This window comes from Streptomyces sp. NBC_01716 (genome assembly GCF_036248275.1).
Taxonomy (GTDB): domain Bacteria; phylum Actinomycetota; class Actinomycetes; order Streptomycetales; family Streptomycetaceae; genus Streptomyces.
In genome coordinates this window covers 4780774-4798682 of record NZ_CP109181.1, presented here as the reverse complement: position 1 = coordinate 4798682, position 17909 = coordinate 4780774, and the positions used below count along the sequence as shown (strand labels likewise).

At 71.2% G+C, this 17909-nt stretch carries 17 protein-coding genes; 7 read left to right on the top strand and 10 right to left on the bottom strand.

Annotation, left to right across the window (positions count from 1 at the left end; all coding sequences use genetic code 11):
• Positions 1-123: 123 nt before the first annotated feature.
• Both OIE74_RS21080 and mshA read right to left on the bottom strand, forming a co-directional pair.
• Positions 124-765, bottom strand: coding sequence for a YbjN domain-containing protein (locus tag OIE74_RS21080; RefSeq protein WP_329385966.1), 642 nt, complete (start codon positions 763-765; stop codon positions 124-126).
• Positions 758-2101 (bottom strand): D-inositol-3-phosphate glycosyltransferase, encoded by a 1344-nt coding sequence (mshA, locus tag OIE74_RS21075; protein ID WP_329385964.1) that lies wholly within the window; start codon positions 2099-2101, stop codon positions 758-760. The genes OIE74_RS21080 and mshA overlap by 8 nt, the downstream gene beginning before the upstream one ends.
• A gap of 214 nt (positions 2102-2315) precedes the next feature.
• On the opposite strand from mshA, the gene OIE74_RS21070 reads away from it, so the two are divergent.
• From OIE74_RS21070 to OIE74_RS21060, 3 genes are all read left to right on the top strand, one after another.
• Positions 2316-3191, top strand: a complete 876-nt coding sequence (locus OIE74_RS21070; protein ID WP_329385962.1) for a class I SAM-dependent methyltransferase — start codon at positions 2316-2318, stop codon at positions 3189-3191.
• Positions 3192-3337: 146 nt separating this feature from the next.
• Positions 3338-4513, top strand: coding sequence for a C40 family peptidase (locus OIE74_RS21065; protein WP_329385960.1), 1176 nt, complete (start codon positions 3338-3340; stop codon positions 4511-4513).
• Positions 4514-4833: 320 nt separating this feature from the next.
• Entirely contained in the window at positions 4834-6126 is a 1293-nt protein-coding gene (locus OIE74_RS21060) for a PP2C family protein-serine/threonine phosphatase (protein WP_329385958.1), read from the top strand.
• A gap of 98 nt (positions 6127-6224) precedes the next feature.
• Here OIE74_RS21060 and OIE74_RS21055 read toward each other — a convergent pair whose 3' ends face one another.
• From OIE74_RS21055 to OIE74_RS21035, 5 genes are all read right to left on the bottom strand, one after another.
• A complete protein-coding gene (locus tag OIE74_RS21055; protein WP_329392372.1) occupies positions 6225-6560 on the bottom strand; it encodes a DUF2516 family protein in 336 nt (111 codons plus the stop codon).
• Between the two features lie 123 nt (positions 6561-6683).
• The gene (locus tag OIE74_RS21050; RefSeq protein WP_329385956.1) at positions 6684-7397 is read right to left on the bottom strand and encodes a hypothetical protein; all 714 of its coding nucleotides are present in this window, start codon (positions 7395-7397) and stop codon (positions 6684-6686) included.
• Between the two features lie 17 nt (positions 7398-7414).
• Complete coding sequence (locus OIE74_RS21045; RefSeq protein ID WP_329385954.1) at positions 7415-7891, bottom strand: helix-turn-helix domain-containing protein; 477 nt, start codon at positions 7889-7891, stop codon at positions 7415-7417.
• An 84-nt stretch (positions 7892-7975) separates the two neighbouring features.
• Entirely contained in the window at positions 7976-9172 is a 1197-nt protein-coding gene (locus tag OIE74_RS21040) for an MFS transporter (RefSeq protein ID WP_329385951.1), read from the bottom strand.
• Between the two features lie 42 nt (positions 9173-9214).
• Positions 9215-10789 (bottom strand): MFS transporter, encoded by a 1575-nt coding sequence (locus OIE74_RS21035; protein ID WP_443076179.1) that lies wholly within the window; start codon positions 10787-10789, stop codon positions 9215-9217.
• Between the two features lie 127 nt (positions 10790-10916).
• Between OIE74_RS21035 and OIE74_RS21030 the strand changes: the two genes are divergently transcribed.
• Positions 10917-11546 carry a helix-turn-helix domain-containing protein gene (locus tag OIE74_RS21030; protein ID WP_329385950.1) on the top strand — a complete coding sequence of 210 codons (630 nt, stop codon included), beginning with the start codon at positions 10917-10919 and terminating at the stop codon, positions 11544-11546.
• A gap of 54 nt (positions 11547-11600) precedes the next feature.
• Here OIE74_RS21030 and OIE74_RS21025 read toward each other — a convergent pair whose 3' ends face one another.
• Positions 11601-12701, bottom strand: coding sequence for an NAD(P)/FAD-dependent oxidoreductase (locus tag OIE74_RS21025; RefSeq protein ID WP_329385948.1), 1101 nt, complete (start codon positions 12699-12701; stop codon positions 11601-11603).
• 93 nt (positions 12702-12794) lie between these two features.
• On the opposite strand from OIE74_RS21025, the gene OIE74_RS21020 reads away from it, so the two are divergent.
• Both OIE74_RS21020 and OIE74_RS21015 read left to right on the top strand, forming a co-directional pair.
• The gene (locus OIE74_RS21020; RefSeq protein ID WP_329385946.1) at positions 12795-13400 is read left to right on the top strand and encodes an XRE family transcriptional regulator; all 606 of its coding nucleotides are present in this window, start codon (positions 12795-12797) and stop codon (positions 13398-13400) included.
• Between the two features lie 146 nt (positions 13401-13546).
• Positions 13547-14407 carry a class I SAM-dependent methyltransferase gene (locus OIE74_RS21015; RefSeq protein WP_329385945.1) on the top strand — a complete coding sequence of 287 codons (861 nt, stop codon included), beginning with the start codon at positions 13547-13549 and terminating at the stop codon, positions 14405-14407.
• Positions 14408-14492: 85 nt separating this feature from the next.
• Here the strand turns inward: OIE74_RS21015 and OIE74_RS21010 are convergent, their stop codons facing one another.
• Complete coding sequence (locus OIE74_RS21010) at positions 14493-15452, bottom strand: slipin family protein (RefSeq protein ID WP_329385943.1); 960 nt, start codon at positions 15450-15452, stop codon at positions 14493-14495.
• A 696-nt stretch (positions 15453-16148) separates the two neighbouring features.
• On the opposite strand from OIE74_RS21010, the gene OIE74_RS21005 reads away from it, so the two are divergent.
• Positions 16149-16574 (top strand): hypothetical protein, encoded by a 426-nt coding sequence (locus OIE74_RS21005; RefSeq protein ID WP_329385941.1) that lies wholly within the window; start codon positions 16149-16151, stop codon positions 16572-16574.
• Between the two features lie 61 nt (positions 16575-16635).
• Here the strand turns inward: OIE74_RS21005 and OIE74_RS21000 are convergent, their stop codons facing one another.
• A complete protein-coding gene (locus OIE74_RS21000; RefSeq protein WP_329385939.1) occupies positions 16636-17838 on the bottom strand; it encodes an epoxide hydrolase family protein in 1203 nt (400 codons plus the stop codon).
• Between the last annotated feature and the right edge of the window lie 71 nt (positions 17839-17909).

Here is a 17909-nt window from a genome sequence, read left to right as displayed (position 1 = left end):
AGCCCGTCCCGTATGTCCGGCCCGTGTGCTGTCGCTGTCAGGACGATCCTGGGCGGGCACGGGCCGACGGGCGACCCCGGGAGGACCGAATGCGGGTATGGCCGGATCCGGGGCGGGGGAGACTCAGCCGGTCGGCCGGGGCGGGCTCGGCTCCCGCGTCAGATGCGCGAAGGCGTCGAGATTCCTCGTAGACTCACCACGCGACACCCGCCACGCGTACTCCTTGCGGATCGCGCTCGCGAACCCCAGCTCCAGCAGCGTGTTGAAGGAGCCGTCGGCCTCTTCGAGTACGGACCCGAGCAACCGGTCCACCTCGTCTTCGGTGACGGCGGAGAGCGGCAGCCTGCCGGAGAGGTAGATGTCGCCGAGCCGGTCGACCGCGTACGCCACCCCGTACAGCTTGAGGTTGCGCTCCAGCAGCCAGCGGTGGACGCCCTGCTCATTCTCGTCCGGGTGACGGACCACAAAGGCGTTGACGGAGAGGGAGTGCCGGCCGACGCGCAGGGAGCAGGTCGTGGAGAGCTTGCGGGTGCCGGGGAGCGTGACGGCGAAGGAGCCCGGCTCGGGACTCTCCCACGCCAGGCCGGAGTCGAGGGCCGCGGACTTCAGGCCGCGCTCGACGAGGCGGGTGGCTCGGGCGGTCTCGTCGGTGCTCCGGCTCGCGTTGCTTCCGCTCGTATCAGTGCTTACGTCGGAGCTTCCGCTCGCGTTACTTCCGGTCGCGTCGGTGCTTCCGGTCGCGTCGGCTCGCGCTTCGTCAGCCATGATCCGAGCGTACGCGACCGTGGTGATCATGCATCGCGGCCGTGTAGACGTCCGCCGTCGCCGACGCCGCCGTGTCCCAGCCGAAGGACTGGGCGTGCCGGGAGGCCGCCTCCCCCATCCGCTCCACCAGCTCGGGCCGGTCGATGTAGCGGGCGAGCGCCTGGGCGTACGCCTCCGGCTCGTGCCCGGGGATCAGAAAGCCGGTCTTCCCGCCCCGTACCGCGACCGGAAGGCCGCCCACCGCGGCCGCGACCACCGGGGTCCCCGTCGCCTGCGCCTCGATGGCGACCAGGCCGAAGGACTCGCTGTACGACGGCATGACCAGCACGGACGCCGCGCGGAACCAGTCGGCGAGCGTCTCCTGGCCGACCGGCGGACAGAACCGTACGACATCGGCGATACCGAGCCTGGCCGCGAGCTTGTGCAGCCCCTCCGGCCTCGCCAGACCGCTGCCGCTCGGGCCGCCCACGACCGGAACGACCAGCCTCCTACGGAGAGTGGGATCGCGGTCCAGCAGGACGGCCACGGCGCGCAGCAGGACGTCGGGCGCCTTGAGCGGCTGGATACGGCCGGCGAAGAGCGGGACGAACGCGTCCTGCGGCAGCCCGAGCCGGGCGCGCGCCGCCGCCCGGCCGTCAGCGGGGCGGAAGAGATCCAGGTTCACGCCGGGGTGGACGACCGCGACCTTGCCGGGAGCGGCCTCGTAGAAGCGGACGAGTTCGTCGGCCTCCTCCGAGGTGTTCGCGATCAGCCGGTCGGCGGCGCGCACGATCTGCGTCTCGCCGATGACACGGCCCGCCGGCTCGGGGGTGTCCCCTTCGGCGAGCGCGGCGTTCTTGACCTTGGCCATGGTGTGCATGGCGTGGACGAGGGGCGTACGCCAGCGCTCGGCGGCGAGCCAGCCGACGTGGCCGGAGAGCCAGTAGTGGGAGTGGACGAGGTCGTAGTAGCCGGCGTGCTGGCCCGCCCATGCCTGCATCACACCGTGCGTGAACGCGCACAGCTGCGCGGGCAGCTCCTCCTTGGCCAGCCCTTCGTACGGACCGGCGTCCACGTGCCGTACGAGCACGCCCGGCGCCAGCTCGACACTCGGGGGAAGCCCGCCGATGGTCGAGCGCGTGAAGATCTCGACCTCGACGTTGATGGCCGCGAGGCGCTTGGCCAGCTCGACGATGTAGACGTTCATGCCGCCCGCGTCGCCCGTCCCCGGCTGGTGCAGCGGGGAGGTGTGGACGCTGAGCATGGCGACGCGCCGCGGTTTGCGGGGATGGCCGGGAATCCGGAGCCGGGGTGGTGACACCAGGGTGCCGGCAAGCCTGGACACGTACTGGCTCACGTCGACGGCCTCTCGCTCGGAGCATGACTAGGAGAGGGCATGGGGGACCCTCTATGGGCGCGTAACACCGGAGCGGGCCCGGTTCATTTCCGGCTTTGCCCAATCGTTAGCTCGGCCGCTCAACCATCGGCGGGGGTCGGGGACACCCGCGTGCGGGACCGGTGCCTCGTCGGGTGCGGGACCGGTGCCTCGTCAGGTCGTTAGGCTCACGCGCATGCCCGCGCGCCAGCCCTCCTCGCCCCGCCGTCCAGTGGGCACGGTCACGCGCGGTACGACCAACCCGAACCGGCTGCGCCGTATGGACCGCTGGATCGCCGCCGTACACGGACCCGTACTGCGCCGCTCGGCCGACCCCGTAGCCGTCGACCTCGGATACGGCGCCGCGCCCTGGACCGCGGTCGAGCTCCTGCGGCGGCTGCGCGCGGCCGAGCCGCGTACCGAGGTGGTGGGAGTCGAGATCGATCCCGCGCGGGTCGCGGCGGCGCTTCCTTACGAGGAGGACGGGCTCAGCTTCGTGCACGGCGGCTTCGAGATCCCGCTGCCGGATGCCGCACAGCAGCGGACCGGCGCCGGCCGCGGCCCGCTGCTGATCCGGGCGGCGAACGTCCTGCGGCAGTACGAGGAGAGCGAGGTCGCCGAGGTCTGGACCCGGCTCCGCGCGCGGCTCGCACCCGGCGGGCTGCTGGTGGAGGGGACATGCGACGAGATCGGGCGGCGCCATGTGTGGGTCGCCCTCGGTAAGGAGGGTCCGCGCACGGTCACCTTCGCGACCCGGCTCGGCTCGCTCGACCGTCCTTCGGACCTGGCGGAGCGGCTGCCGAAGGCGTTGATCCACCGCAATGTGCCGGGGGAACCGGTGCACGCGTTCCTGCGGGACTTCGACCGGGCGTGGGCGGCGGCGGCCCCGTACGCCTCGCTGGGCGCGCGGCAGCGGTGGCTCAGGGCCGTCGAGGATCTGTCGGCGGACTGGCCGCTGGCCGGCCCGGCGGCGGGTGGCGGGCGGAGCAGATGGCGGCAGGGTGAAGTAACGGTGGAATGGGCGGCGCTGAAGCCGAACTCTGGCGAAACGGATGCGTTCAAGGGAACGTGAGGGGCGGGCTGTTCGTCCCTCACGGGTAGGGCACGCCCTGGATACGACCGTCGGCCGGAAGTGCCCTCTGTCGTTCCGGGGATCGGCGTGGCACGATCACGTCGGCGGAGAACAGTTACTGACAGTAAATCAGATAGGGGGAGCTCGTGAACCGACGCCGCTGTGTCACAGCCGCGATCACCGTCGTCTGCGCTCTGTCGGTGCTCACGTCACCGGCGTTGCTGAACCAGGCGTACGCGGCTCCGGCGTCGCCGACGGCTCCGGCATCCCCCGCGCTTCCCAACTCCCCCGCGCTCCCCGCATCGCCGAGCGATCCGCCGGTCGCGCCCCGGCCGTTCGACCGGTCGCTGCCGCCGGGAGCGGAGGACAAGGTGACCGGCGCGGACGACTCGAAGCTGGAAGCGACGCGCAGGAAGATCGACGGGCTCTACAGCAAGGCCGCGTCGGCCACCGACGCGTACAACCTCGCCGAGGCGCGCGCCGACAACCAGTCGGCCGAACTGGTCAGGCTGGCCAGCCGGATCGTCGACGGCCAGGTCAGGATCGACAGGCTCAAGCGCCAGGCGGGCGCCGCGGCCCGTGCCCAGTACCGCGCGGGCGGACTGCCGCCCGAGGCCCAGCTGTTGCTCACCGACGACCCGCAGCTCTTCCTTGACGGAGCCGGCCGGATCCAGCGCGGCCAGAAGGCGACGAAGGACCTCCTCGGTCAAATGACCAAGGCGCAGGACGACTTGACGGCGTACACAAAAAAGGCCGGCGTCGAGTGGACCAAGCTCGAAGCGAACCGGCTCAAGCAGGCGAAGGCGAAGAACGAGATCAGCCGGCAGATAAAGGCCGCCAAGAAGATCGAGGCGGGGCTGGAGAAGGAGGAGCGCGACCGTCTGCTGATGCTGGAGCAGCAGGAAGCGGCCAAGGCGCAGGCGGCCTGGCTGGGTTCGGGCACGCTCAAGGACATCAACGGCAAGGCGAGCGCCCAGGGCAAGGCGGCGATCGCGTACGCGACGGCGCAGATCGGCAAGCCGTACGTGTGGGGCGCCGAGGGCCCGGGGTCGTTCGACTGCTCGGGGCTGACCTCCGAGGCGTGGAAGGCGGCCGGCAAGGTCATCCCGCGTACCTCGCAGGAGCAGTGGCGGCTGCTCCCCCGCGTCCCGGTCGCGGACATGCGGCCGGGCGACCTGATCATCTACCACGAGGACGCGAGCCATGTGGGGATGTACGTGGGCGACGGCTCGATCGTCCACGCGCCGCGGCCGGGCCGGCACGTGACGCTGACGGGGGCGGGCTCGATGCTCATTCTCGGGGTCGTGAGGCCGGACAAGTAGGACGGGTTCGCGGGCGCTCGGTTCCGCGTGGGCTCGGGCCCGCGAGGTCCCGTACACCCCTTATCCCTTTCACCCCTCCTCATCCCTCTCGTCCCTCTCACCCCCTCCCACGTGATGTTTGTCATGGCCGTTTCGGGCCCTCCGAATGGGCCGATCGTGCCGGATGCGTGGTGGGAAGCGGCATATGGCGCGGGATCTTCTCCGTACGGCGTTCCGTACGCCATTCCTTTCGGAGGTCGGCTAGCGCTAGGGTCCCGGTCGGTGGGGCGTCGATCGTCGTTCCACCGCGCCCTCGGGGGGAGGGAAGGACTCACAGACCGATGGCCGTACCTGTACCGGTGCCGCGACAGCGCACCGGCTCGACAGTCGAGAGTGCGCCCGCCCCGGAGACCTCCGGCGCGGGAGGCGACCTCACGCTCCTGGTGATCGAGGACGATCCCGCGGGCACCTTCAACGCGCCGGAACTGCCCGACGCGGCCGGCACCCGGGTCCGTATCCGTACCGCGCGCAACCTCACCGAGGCCGAACGGCTGCTCACCGACGACATCCAGTGCATCCTCGTGGACCTCGCCCTGCCTGGCCGGGGCGACGACGACCTGGACGGCCTCGCGCCGCTCAAGCATGTGCTGCGGCTCGCGCCCCGCCACGCCGTTCTGGCGCTGGCCGCCGAGGGTGACAGCGAGCGTGCCGCAGCGGCGGTGCGCGTGGGCGCGCAGGACTATCTCTTCCGCGACGAACTCGACAGCCGGCTCCTCAGCCGCGCGATCCGGTACGCCGTCGAACGCAAGCGCGCGGACGTCGCTCAGCGCCAGCTCACCGAGTCCCGGCTGCGGGCCCAGGAGAACGCCCGGCTGGAGCGCGGACTGCTGCCCACCCCGCTCCTCCAGGGCTCGAATCTGCGCTTCGCCTCCCGATATCGGCCGGGCCGCTCCCGTGCGCTGCTCGGCGGCGACTTCTACGACACGGTCCGTACGCCCGACGGCACGGTCCACGTGATGATCGGCGACGTCTGCGGCCACGGCCCGGACGAGGCCGCGCTGGGGGTGGAGCTCCGGATCGCCTGGCGGGCGCTGACCTTCGCCGGGCTCAGCGGGGACGTACTGCTCGCCACACTCCAGAAGGTCCTGGAGCACGAGCGGGAGAGCGAGGAGATCTTCGCGACGCTGTGCACGATCGACATCGCGCCGGACGGACGGCGGGCGGGGCTCTGCCTGGCGGGCCATCCGTCGCCGCTGGTCGTCCGCGACGGCCGGGCGCCCGAGCTGCTGCCGTACGACGAGGGCGGCCCCGCGCTCGGCCTGCTCCCGCGCGCGAGCTGGCAGCGCCGCGAGGTCGAGCTGGGCGAGGCGTGGAGCCTGATGATGTATACGGACGGGTTGATAGAGGGCCGCGTCGGGGCGGATACGAAGCAGCGGCTCGGCCAGGACGGCATGGTCGAGATGATCACCGACCAGCTGGCGCGGGGGCTGAGCGGCGAGGAACTGCTGGAGGCCGCGGTGGCTCAGGTGCGCGAGCTGAACGGCGGCGAGCTGACGGACGACGTGGCCGTGCTGCTGCTGGACCGCGTGCGCGCGGCGGAGCAGGTGCCGGGGGCGGCGCCGGTCACGGTCTGAGCGGGACGGCCGCCCCGCTCCGCCCGGTCGGTATCGGCGCTGTCCGGCCCGGCCCGGTCCGGTCCTGCCCGGCTCGGCCTGGCCCGGTCCTGCCCGGCTCAGCGACCGCCGTTGTACGGCCCGTACGGCCCGTCGCTGCTGGAGCCGCCCCGTCGGCTGCCGCCCCCGCCGCCGGCCTGCTTGATCGCGGGGCGCACATCGACGAAGTACACGATGACCGCGATCAGCCCGATGATCGGCAGGAAGCTGAGGATCGGGAAGATCAGGCTCACCACGAGGGCGATCGAAAGAATGATCAGCCAGAACGGCTTTGTCTGCTTGTCGGCCGCGCGGAACGCGTCCTCACGCCGGATGAACGCGTCGACCAGCGCGAAGACGCTGAACACGCTCAGCGGGATACTCAACATCGCCACGAGCCCGTCGAAGCCGGCCATCAACACGTTACCCACCGCCCCTTTCTGTCCCCATCATGTGCCGCCAAGGTACCCGTACAACGGACCGGGCACCCCTGTGGTGCCCGGTCCGTCTCTGTAGCTGTCCGCTTGGCGAGTGTTCGCCTACTTGCTCGCGGGAGGTGTGGGCTTCTTCGCGGGGGCGGCGGGCTTGCGGACGGCGGCGTTGGCGGTGGTGCCGCTGCCGGCGCCGGTCTTCCGCGCGGCGGGCTTCGCACCGGCGGCCTTGGCCTCCGGCTTGGCCTTGGTCTCGTTCTTGACCGATGCCTTTGCGGGCGCGGTCTTCGCCGCTGCGGGCTTGGCGGCAGCGGGCTTGGCGGCGGCCGGCTTGGCCGCGGCGGGCCGGGTCGCCTGCTTCGCGCCGGACCGGGGCTCGACGGCGACGGCGATCTCCGCCACCCCGTCCGCGGCGTCGCCGCGCCAGCTCCGTACCGACTGCTCGCCGCGCTCGGCGACCTTCTCGTACGTCTCACGGGCCTTGACCGCGTACTCCGCGGCCACACCGACGCTCCGCAGCGCCAGGTCCTGAGCGGTCTCGCCGAGCTTCTTCAGGTCGGTGTCGAGCGACCCGAGCACCTCGTTGACCTTGGACTGAACGGTCGTCTGCGCTTCCTTCGCCTGCGAGGCGACCTTGTCCTGGACCCGCTTGGGGTCGGCGTTGCGCACCGCGTCGATACGGCCCGGGGCCTCCGCGCGCAGCTGCTCGATCAGCCCGGGAACCTTCTTGGCCTGCTCGACGGCGAGATCCGCCGTACCGGCCGCGAAGTAGAGGGGGGTCGGGTCGCTGAACGTCTTGCGCAGGTCATCGGCGATTGCCATGACTGTGGTCCTCCGGATCAGTGTGAGGGTGGGGTGTCGGCACCGCCGCCGGCGGTACCGGGCGTATCCCCGTCGGCGTCCCCGTCACCGGTACCGGCGCCCTTACCGGCCGGTCCCGCGGTCGCCTTCGCTTCCGTGTTCCCGCTGCCGAGCCCGTTCTCCTTACGGAAGGACTCGTAGATCTGCAGAAGCACCTGCTTCTGCCGCTCGTCTATGGACGGGTCGGCGAGGATGACGGCACGCGTCTCCAGCTCCTCACGCTCCCGCTCATCGAGCATCCCGGCCTGCACGTACAGCGTCTCGGCGGAGATCCGCAGCGCCTTGGCGAGCTGCTGCAGGATGTCCGCGCTGGGCTTGCGCAGACCGCGTTCGATCTGGCTGAGATACGGATTGGACACCCCGGCGGCCTCGGAGAGCTGCCGCAACGACAGCTGCGCGTTGCGCCGCTGCTCGCGGAGGTACTCACCGAGATTTCCGACGTTGAGTGATGCCATGTCTCCAGGGTGCCCACACTTGCTAACTTTTGCAAGCACCCGCTTGCAAAAGTGTTCCACCCGACACGGCCGCGGGGCTGTGGGTTAGGAGTCCGTGGGCGCGGGTTTCGCGGGGGTGGTCGGTTCCTTGGGTCTGGCGAGGGTCGCGAGGGTCAGGGTCGTCGTGAGTGATCCCGTTGCCATCAGGGTTATCGCCGTTGCCGGGGAGGTCAGTTGGGCCAGGGTGCCGGCGAGGAGTGCGCCGGCGCCCTGCATGGCGGCCATGCCCGTGGCGTGCAGGCCGAGGGCCTGGCCCGTGAGGTGGGTGGGGGTGAGGGACAGCAGGCGTTCCTGGAGGGTCAGGCTTGCCGCGAAGCCGGCGGAGGCGGCCGTGACGGCCACCGCCGACAGCGCGACTCCCGGGCGCAGGACGAAGAACAGGTAGGGAACCGCCAGCAGCAGGCGCAGCGGGGTCGTGAGACGGGGGCGCAGTGCGGGCGGTACGAGGCGGCCCACCGTCAGGTCGCCCAGGAACATGCCCAGCGCCCCGCACGCGTAGAGCGTGCCGGCGGCTTCGGGGGCGTAGGAGACGTAGAGCGAATCGCCGCCGATCACCAGGCCGTTGGGGACCCACAGGCCGAGGTAGGTGAGGCGGCGGGGGCGGGAGGACCACAGGAGGGCGTTGGTGCGCCACGTCGCCGTGACGGACATGCGGCCGGAGGTGCGTGGTGGGCGTGCCGTGAGGCCGAGGCGGGTGACCAGGGCCGACGCCAGGTACAGCGCCGCCGCGAGGAGCAGACAGGTCCGCGGGGACAGGAGCGCCAGCAGTACGCCGCCCGTCGCGAAACCGGCCATCTGTGTCAGGCCCCAGAGCATGTTGTACACCGAACGGCCAAGCACATAGCCGTCCTTGGTGAGGATCTCGTTCAGCAGTCCCCCGCGCACGCCCCCGCCCAGCGACGCCACCAGGCCCTGCGCGAGCAGGACGGCGAAGACCGCCCAGAGGGGCAGGCCGGGCAGCGCCAGGATCGCCGTGCCCGCCGCGAAGGCGAGGGCGATACCGGACAGGATCGCGCGCGGGGGCAGCCGGTCGGCGCCCGAGAGCAGGAACGTGGCCCCCAGCAACTGCGCCAGTTGCGGCCCGAACATGCTCACCGCCGACAGGAACGGGGACCCGGTGGCGCGGAAGACGAGGGTCCCGAGGGCCAGACCTGCGATCGTCTGGGCGGCGGCGAGGGCGGCGAAGGAGAGCAGGAAAGGTGTGAACTCGGGGGTGCGGAAGAGGGATTGGTAGCTGCGCATACGCCGAAGTCTGGGGGGCGTCCGGGGGCGCGGGCGGGATTCTCAGCGCGGCGACCGGCGTTGAGGGCCTCGGGCGAGGATGTAGAGGAGCAGGAGAGCCATGACCGCGACGCCCGCCCACATCGCCTGTTGCCACCCGTCGACGAACGAGTCCTGGGCCGCCCGGATCAGCGCCTCCGCGTGCGGGCCCGAACTGTCGGCGGCTTCCAGGGCGTTGGCGATGCCCTCGCGCGCTGTATCGGCCGTTTCCTCGGGTACGGCGTCGAGTTGGCTGTCGATGGCGCCCCGGTAGCCGGACGACAGGAGCGCTCCGAGGAGGGCGACGCCGAGTGCCGTGCCGAACTCCCGCGTGACGTCGTTGAGCGCGGACGCGACGCCCTGGCGTTCCCGGGGCAGGGCGCCGGTGATGGCCTCCGTGGCCGGGGTCATCGTCAGACCCATGCCGATTCCCATGGCGAGCATGCCGGGCAGTACGGAGAGGTAGCCGCCGTCCACGGAGACGAGGGTGGCCATGAGGGCGAGGCCCGCGCCGCCCAGCAGGATTCCGAGGGCCATGGTCGAGCGGCTGCCGACGCGTTCGGCCAGGCGCGGCGCGAGGCCGGAGGTCGCCATCATCAGCACGGCCATCGGCATGAGCGCCAGCGTGGACCGCAGGCCGGACCAGCCAAGTACGGCCTGGAGGAAGGGGAAGAGCACCACGAAGATCCCGGCCTGCACGCCGAAGACCGCGAGCAGCGCCACGGACCCACTGGCCAGGCCCCGTTCGCGGAAGAGGCGGATGTCGAGGAGCGGTGCGTGCCGGCGAAGTTCCCACGCCACGAAGCCGGCGGCGGCGAGGACGCCGACCAGCAGGCTCAGGAGCGTCACGGGGGCGGTCCAGCCCCGTTCGGGTCCTTCCTGGAGGACGAAGATGAGCCCGACCACGGCGAGCACCGAGGTCAGCGCGCCGACCGTGTCGAAGGTGTGCTTCGAGGCCTCGCGCGAGTCGGGTACGAACCGCACCGTCATGACGCCGGCGACGAGCACGAGCGCCACGGGGAGCACGAAGAGCCACCGCCAACTCGCCACGTCGACAAGGGCGGCCGACAGGAACATGCCCAGGATGCCGCCACCGCCGGCGACACCGGTCCACACACCGATCGCCCGCCCGCGTTCTCCCTCCGGGAAGGTGGAGGTGATGACGGCGAGGGTGACGGGCATGATCATCGCCGCGCCCACACCGCTCAGGACGCGTGCGGCGATCATGACCTCGGTCGTCGTGGCGAGTCCGGCCGCCGCACCGGCGACACCGAAGACGGTCAGACCGATGAGCAGTACGGGCCTACGGCCCCAGCGGTCGCCGACGGCGCCGAGCGGCAGCAGCAGCGCGGCCAGGCTGAGGGTGTAGCTGTTGATGATCCACAGGATCGAGCTCTGGGAGGCGTCGAACGCGACAGCCATGTCCGGCTGGGCGACGTTGAGGCCGGACACCGAGGCGATGACGGCCATCAGGGCGATACAGACCGTGATGAGGATCGCGCGGCGCCGGCGCGGGTCCTGAATCTCCGTGTCGGGGGCGGCGGTTACGGCGCTCACCGCCTGCGCGGGCTGGTCCGTGCTCGGCCGGTTCGTACTCATGGGGCGGGGCCTCTCGGATGTGGGTCGGGCGGGGATCGCCCTGGCGGGGCGGGGACGATCGTGGCGAGTCCCCGCGAGTTGTGCAAAATTGTTTGCCGATCGGCAAAACGGCGGCAGACTGGTGCGCATGGATGACGCAGAAACGGATGCCGCGGAAGTGGGCCGCACCCTCGATGCCGTCGGTCCCCGCCTGAAGCAGCTGCGCCTCGGCCGGGACATCACGCTGACCCACCTCGGGGAGGCCACCGGTATCTCGGTCAGCACCCTGTCGAGACTGGAGGCCGGGCTCCGGCGCCCCACGCTCGAACAGCTCCTGCCGCTCGCCCGTGTCTACGGCGTCACGATCGACGAGCTCGTCGACGCGCCCCGTACCGGCAACCCCCGGATCAATCTGCGGCCCATCGCCTGCAAGGACGGATCGACCGTGCTGCCGCTGACCCGCAGGCCGGGCGGTATCCAGGCGTACAAGTTCGTCCTGCCCGCCCCGTCACCGGGAGGCGACGTCGAGCCCGTCCTGCGTACGCACGAGGGCCATGACTGGATCTACGTCCTCAACGGCACGCTCCGCCTGGTCCTCGGCGAGCACGATCTCGTACTCAGGCCCGGCGAGGCGGCGGAGTTCGACACCCGTACCCCGCACTGGTTCGGAGTGACCGGCTCCGGGCCCGTCGAGTTCCTCAGCCTCATCGGCAAGCAGGGCGAACGGGCGCACGTGCGGGCGGCGCCGAAGCGCGCCACCCGCGAAGAACGCACCTGAGCGTTCACAAGGGCGGGCGCGCTCGGGCGTTCAGGCGCTGAGGAGTTCACGCGTTCAGGCGTTCACGAGGGCGAGCGCCGCATCGGTGTCGGCGGTGGCCAGGTCGGCGTTGATGTGCGCGCCGGCCAGCGCGCCCGCCGCGGCGGACGCGCCGACCTGGGCGGTCGGGTCGGTGGCGTTGCCGGCCACCCATACGCCCCGGACCTGCGTGGTGCCGGCCGTACCGGTGACGAAGTGGTGGCCCATGCCGCCGGGCAGGTCCTGCGTCGGGAGGTTCAGACCGGCCAGGCCCTCGGTGCGGACCCGCATGCTCGTCGCCACGGCGAGAACGCGGCGGGCCACGACCTGCCCGTCGGTCAGCCGCACGCCCGCGATCCCGCCGTCGTCCCTGGACTCGGTGGACCCGGCGGACTCCGTGGACTCGACCGCCGCCACCGGGGTGTCGACGACCCGGATGCCGCGAGCGGCGAAGCGCGCGCGGGTCTCCTCGTCCAGGTCGGTGCCGCGGGTGAAGTAGACCAGGTCGTCGGTCAACTGCCGGAAGAGCAGGGCGTGGTGGACGGAGGCCGGGCCGGTGGCCAGGACGCCGATGGGCTCGTCGCGTACCTCCCAGCCGTGGCAGTACGGGCAGTGCACGACGCCGTGCCCCCAGTGCCGGGCCAGTCCGGGGACGTCGGGGAGTACGTCGCGCAGGCCGGTGGCGACCAGCAGTCGGCGCGCCCGCAGGGTGCCGCCGTCGGCCGGCGTGACGGTGAAGCGCGGATCGCCGTCGGCGGAGGGGGCGGCCGGGACGGCGGAGACCACCTCGCCGGACAGCACGCTGCCGCCGTAGCCGCGCACCTCCTCGCGCCCCCGGCGCAGCAGCTCCGCCGGCGGGACGCCCTCCAGACCGAGCAGGCCGTGCACGCCGTCGGCGGGCGCGTTGCGGGGCGCGCCGCTGTCGATCACGACGACGGAGCGGCGGGAGCGGGCGAGCATCAACGCGCCGTTCAGGCCTGCGGCTCCGCCGCCGATCACCACGGCATCGACGGTCTCGCGGGAGTCGGAGCGGAGGTCGGGGCCGGAGTCGGAACGGAAGTCGGGGCCGGAGTCGGAGCGGAGGTCGGAGCGGGGGTCGAGTGCGTTGATCGCGTCGTCAGACGTCCTGAGCGGCATGTGCGTACCTCTCCTCGCGGTGAGCGGGGCCCGAGCGGGCCCGGTACGGCCGACAGTAAGCAGGTTTTGCGTACGAGGCATAGCATGTTGCCTATGACGCAAGATGATGGCGATCTCGACAGCCTGGTACGCAAACGGATCCGCGCTCTGCGCATGGCGCAGGGCTGGTCCCTGGACGAGCTGGCCGGCCGCGCCCGGCTCAGCCCCTCCACGCTCAGCCGAATCGAGAACGGTCAGCGCCGCCTCGCCCTGGACCAGCTCGTCACCCTCGCCCGCGCCCTGGACACCACGCTCGACCAGCTCGTCGAGACGGCGGCGGACGACGTCATCTCCAGCCCGACGATCGACGCCGCGCACCAGCAGATGCGCTGGGCGGTCCGGGCGGACCCGGGCATGAGTGTCGTACGGCTGCGCCTGACGACCCCGCCGCCCGACAGCCCCTCCCGGATGCGCGCCCACCCGGGCCGCGAATGGTTCGTCGTGCTCTCCGGCACGGCCGTCCTGCTCCTGGGGAACCGGCGCTTCCGCGTGGAGACCAACCAGGCCGCCGAGTTCCCCACGATGCTGCCGCACGCGCTCGGCGCCGAAGGCGGGCCGTGCGACATTCTCGGCATCTTCGACCGTGACGCGCGCCGGGGGCATCAGCGCGGCGACGACGGCGGGGACAGGACCGGGGACGAGAAGAGCTTGTCGCCCTGACCCCGGGCCCAGGCCCGTACCCCTGCTCCTTCGCCTCTTCGCTTCCTCGCGTCGCTTCTTGCGCGGCGAGCAGGCCGAGCACCAGCATCTTGCTCTTCCGGAAAGCGACCCGGCCGCACGCTCATGATCCCCATAGCGTGGGCGCCATGACAGACACCTCCCCGCACGCGGCCCACGACCACGACCACGGAGCGGGCCACAACCCCGACGACCAGTCGGAGATCCTCGACCTGGACGCCGAGGTACTCGCCGAACACATCGCCTCCATCACCGCCTGGCTCCCCGTCAAGGCGGACCCCCGCCACATCGTGGATCTCGGCAGCGGGACCGGCGCCGGCGCCCTCGCCCTGCTCAAGCGCTTCCCGGGCGCGCACGTCATCGCCGTCGACTCATCGACCAGCCATCTGCACCGCCTGCGGCACAAGGCCGAGGCGGCCGGTCTCGCCGATCGGGTACGGACCGTTGAGGCCGACCTCGACGGGGCCTGGCCCGAGCTCGGCGCGCCCGAACTGGTCTGGGCGTCGGCCTCCATGCACCACATGGCCGACCCCGACCGCGCCCTCCGCCGAGTCCACGACATGCTCAGGCCCGGCGGGCTGTTCGCGGTCGTCGAACTGGCCGGCTTCCCGCGCTTCCTGCCCGAGGACGCCCCGGCGGACCGCCCCGGTCTCGAAGAACGCTGCCACGCCGCGATCGACCGCCACCACACCGAGCACCTGCCCCACCGCGGCGCCGACTGGGGCCCCAAACTGACCGCCGCCGGCTTCACCGTCGAGGGCGAACGCACCATCACCGTCGACCTGGGCCCGCCCCACACCGAGGCCGTCGGCCGCTACGCGCTCAGCAGCCTGACCCGTCTCCGCGGCGGTGTCGCCGAGGAGCTGGCGGCGGAAGACCTCACCGCGCTCGACCAGTTGCTCGACACCGCCGGCCCCCACAGCATCCTGCGCCGCGACGACCTGACGGTCCGTACCGAGCGAACGGTGTGGGCCGCACGCCGTATCTGAACAGCGGCCCCACGCTTCCCCGAACGGGCCGTCGGTGGTGTCCCGTTGGGCGGGGTCCGGATCCCCCCTCGAACGGCGCGCTTCCTCATCGTCCGGCTCGGCGTTCTCCGCCCATATCTCCCGGACCGACGGAGGCGTGGGTCCTCTCTTCCTTCCTCTCCACCTTCCCGCCTTCCTTCTCGTCTTCCTTCTCGTCCTTGAATTCCTTCTTGCCTTCCATCGCTTGGGGCATCGGCGCCCTCTTCACCGCGTCCGACACCACCCGCACCGCCTGTTCCTTCTCGGCCGGTGTCGCGCGCTCCAGGAAGCGGAGCAGTTCGACCGGGAAGGGCAGCACGAGCGTGGAGTTCTTCTCGGCGGCGACCGCCACCACCGTCTGCAGCAGCCGCAGTTGAAGCGCGGCAGGCTGTCCGGCCATCTGCTGGGCCGCCTCCGCGAGCTTCTTCGACGCCTGGAGCTCCGCGTCCGCGTTGATCACCCGCGCGCGGCGCTCACGGTCCGCCTCGGCCTGGCGCGCCATGGACCGCTTCATGGTCTCCGGCAACGACACGTCCTTGATCTCGACCCGGTCGATCTGCACGCCCCAGCCCACCGACGGGCTGTCGATCATCAGCTCAAGACCCTGGTTCAGCTTCTCGCGGTTCGAGAGCAGATCGTCCAGATCGCTCTTACCGATGATCGACCGCAGCGATGTCTGCGCCATCTGCGAGACCGCGAACCGGTAGTCCTCGACCCGGATCAGCGCGTCCGCCGCGTCGACCACCTTGAAGTAGATGACCGCGTCCACGCGCACGGTCACGTTGTCGCGCGTGATGCCGTCCTGCGCGGGGACGGGCATCGTCACGATCTGCATGTTGATCTTGTGCAGCCTGTCCACGAACGGAACGATCAGCGTGAATCCGGGCCTCCGGATGCCTTCTCGCAGCCGGCCCAGGCGGAAGACCACGCCGCGTTCGTACTGCTTGACGACCCGGGCCGCCGACATCGCGTAGATCCCGCATACGCAGATGAGCGCTACGACCCCTATGACCAGTCCCTCAACCATGATGACCTCCCGACGCCGCCGGACCGAGGCCTGTCTCACTAACTACGATATGCCCGTAATGACCCACCGGTCACCCCGGTCACCAGTCACCCGGCCGCCCAGCCACACGGTCCCCCGGCCACCCGGCGCCATCACCAACCCCGGCGAGCCGTTGACCAGGGCGGGCCCCGTGAAGCTGCAGCCGGTCGACGCGCGTGATGTGGCGGAGCGTCTTGTGAAGCTGACGCTCGGCGACCCGGCCGGCCGGGCAAGGTGGGCCGGGCGTACCGGGCCGAGGACAATCTGGTCCTCGACGGGGCGCACCCGGGCCTGCGGTACGCCGCCACCCGGGTCGGCTCCGGGTCCGAGGTGCTCGGGTCCGAGACGCGCCGCGGTCGACGCCCTCGTACGTGCCGCCGCCCCCGACGCGCCCACCCGCCAACAGGAATCGGCGAAAGGCGCGATTCCGTATCCGTCGATCAGCCGACACAAATGGTCCGGCAGGCAATTCGACCTGCGCCGATAATCCGGAAGGCGAAATTCGGAATGACCCGCAATTCCTCTCCGCCTCGGACGGATCTGCTCCGTAAAAACGGAGGGGCCAAATGCCGTGGGGTACGTGTCCATTAATCATCTTTGCCTTCACTTTGCCCTCTGCGAGGCTGACCGAGGATTCAGCACAGCGGAGCAGAACAGGGCGGAAGGAAAAGAAATATCATGCGGAACAACACCACCCGGCTGGGCGCCATCGCGGCCGGTCTGACGCTGGCAGCCGCCGGCACGATCAGCGGCGCGACCACCGCCGCTGCCGCGCCGCAGGGCGAGAACACGGTTCTGGCCTGCTACGACACGGCCAAGTCCTACTCCAAGTCGGCGAACTACCTCTACTACCCGACGGGCTACCCGACCGGCACCTGGCTCACGACCACGAGCAACTGCGCCGACATCAATATCCGGCCCAACACGAACAGATACATCAAGGTCTGCTTCGACCCGAGTTCCGGCGCTCCCTATTGCCAGTCGGCCCACAAATACGCGCTGTCGGGCCAGTGGAACACGATCGCCACCAATGTGGCGAACGGCACCAAGTTCAAGTTCCAGTTCCAGACGAACGGCCTGGCCACCGGCGTGTGGGCGGCCTGATCTCCCGCTCCGCACAGGGCGCCCGGACGCCGGCCCCGCCGGCTCCCCCGGGCGCCCCCGTTCAGTCCCTCAAGGTGCGGAAGAAAGCCCGGATGTCGGTCACCAGCAGATCCGGGACCTCCAGCGCCGGGAAGTGGCCGCCTCTGTCGTACGACGTCCAGCGCGTGATGTTGTTCGTGCGGTCCGCGATGTGGCGCAGGGGGATGAAGTTGTCGTGCGGGAAGTCGGCCAGCGCGGTCGGGACCGGGGACGGCTCCGGCGGCGAACCCCAGTAGTCCGCGTGGGTCCGCTCGTAGTAGATACGGGCGGACGAGCCTGCCGTGCCGGTCAGCCAGTACAGCATCACGTTCGTGAGCAGCCGGTCGCGGTCGACGGCGCCGTAGGGGCGGCCGTCCGTCGTGTCCGTCCACTCGTGGAACTTCTCGGCGATCCAGGCCAGTTGGCCGACGGGCGAGTCGTTCAGCCCGTACGCCAGCGTCTGCGGGCGCGTCGACTGGATGTCGGCGTACCCCTGACGGTCGCGGGCGAACTCCCGTCCCCGCTCCCAGGATTCGCGCGTGCGCCGGCGCTCCCGCGGGCTCAGCATGGCCAGTTCGGCCCCGGTCGGCTCGTGCGCCGCGCCGCCGCCGGGCAGCAGATTGAGGTGTACGCCGACGACCCGGCCCGGCCGGATGCGGCCCAGCTCGCGGGAGACGGCCGCTCCCCAGTCACCGCCCTGGGCGCCGTACCGCTCGTAGCCCAGCCGCTCCATCAGTACGGCGAACGCGGCGGCCACCCGACGGTACTCCCAGCCCTTCTCCCGCGTGGGGCCCGAGAGTCCGAAGCCGGGGATGCCCGGCAGCACCAGGTGGAAGGCGTCGGCCGGGTCGCCGCCGTGCGCGCGGGGGTCGGTGAGCGGGCCGGCCACGTCGGTGAACTCGACGATGGAGCCCGGCCAGCCGTGCGTCATGATCAGCGGCGTGGCGTCCGGCTCCGGGGAGCGGATGTGCGCGAAGTGGATGCGCGCGCCGTCGACGGTGGTGGTGAACTGCGGCCACCGGTTCAGCTCGGCCTCGGCCGCCCGCCAGTCGTACGTGTGCCGCCAGTGGTGCGCCAGCGCGCGGAGCTGGTCGCCCGGGATGCCGTAGTCCCAGCCCGCGCCCGGCAGTTCGTCGGGCCAGCGGGTGCGGTCGAGCCGGTCGTGAAGCTCGTCCAGGTCGCGTTGGGGGATGTCGATGCGGTACGGGTCGATACGGGACGAACTGGCGGACTGTTCGGTGCTCATGGCCGCGCATGCTAGCTCCGGCACCGCTGAGCGCATCACGAATATTCGCCGCGCCCTCACCGGGAGAAGTC

Coding starts and splice junctions, on each gene's coding strand:
- OIE74_RS21080 (WP_329385966.1), bottom strand. CDS start 765: ATGGCTGACGAAGCGCGAGCCGACGCGACCGGAAGCACCGACGCGACC.
- OIE74_RS21070 (WP_329385962.1), top strand. CDS start 2,316: ATGCCCGCGCGCCAGCCCTCCTCGCCCCGCCGTCCAGTGGGCACGGTC.
- OIE74_RS21060 (WP_329385958.1), top strand. CDS start 4,834: ATGGCCGTACCTGTACCGGTGCCGCGACAGCGCACCGGCTCGACAGTC.
- OIE74_RS21055 (WP_329392372.1), bottom strand. CDS start 6,560: ATGGCCGGCTTCGACGGGCTCGTGGCGATGTTGAGTATCCCGCTGAGC.
- OIE74_RS21050 (WP_329385956.1), bottom strand. CDS start 7,397: ATGGCAATCGCCGATGACCTGCGCAAGACGTTCAGCGACCCGACCCCC.
- OIE74_RS21045 (WP_329385954.1), bottom strand. CDS start 7,891: ATGGCATCACTCAACGTCGGAAATCTCGGTGAGTACCTCCGCGAGCAG.
- OIE74_RS21040 (WP_329385951.1), bottom strand. CDS start 9,172: ATGCGCAGCTACCAATCCCTCTTCCGCACCCCCGAGTTCACACCTTTC.
- OIE74_RS21035 (WP_443076179.1), bottom strand. CDS start 10,789: ATGAGTACGAACCGGCCGAGCACGGACCAGCCCGCGCAGGCGGTGAGC.
- OIE74_RS21030 (WP_329385950.1), top strand. CDS start 10,917: ATGGATGACGCAGAAACGGATGCCGCGGAAGTGGGCCGCACCCTCGAT.
- OIE74_RS21025 (WP_329385948.1), bottom strand. CDS start 12,701: ATGCCGCTCAGGACGTCTGACGACGCGATCAACGCACTCGACCCCCGC.
- OIE74_RS21020 (WP_329385946.1), top strand. CDS start 12,795: ATGACGCAAGATGATGGCGATCTCGACAGCCTGGTACGCAAACGGATC.
- OIE74_RS21015 (WP_329385945.1), top strand. CDS start 13,547: ATGACAGACACCTCCCCGCACGCGGCCCACGACCACGACCACGGAGCG.
- OIE74_RS21010 (WP_329385943.1), bottom strand. CDS start 15,452: ATGGTTGAGGGACTGGTCATAGGGGTCGTAGCGCTCATCTGCGTATGC.
- OIE74_RS21005 (WP_329385941.1), top strand. CDS start 16,149: ATGCGGAACAACACCACCCGGCTGGGCGCCATCGCGGCCGGTCTGACG.
- OIE74_RS21000 (WP_329385939.1), bottom strand. CDS start 17,838: ATGAGCACCGAACAGTCCGCCAGTTCGTCCCGTATCGACCCGTACCGC.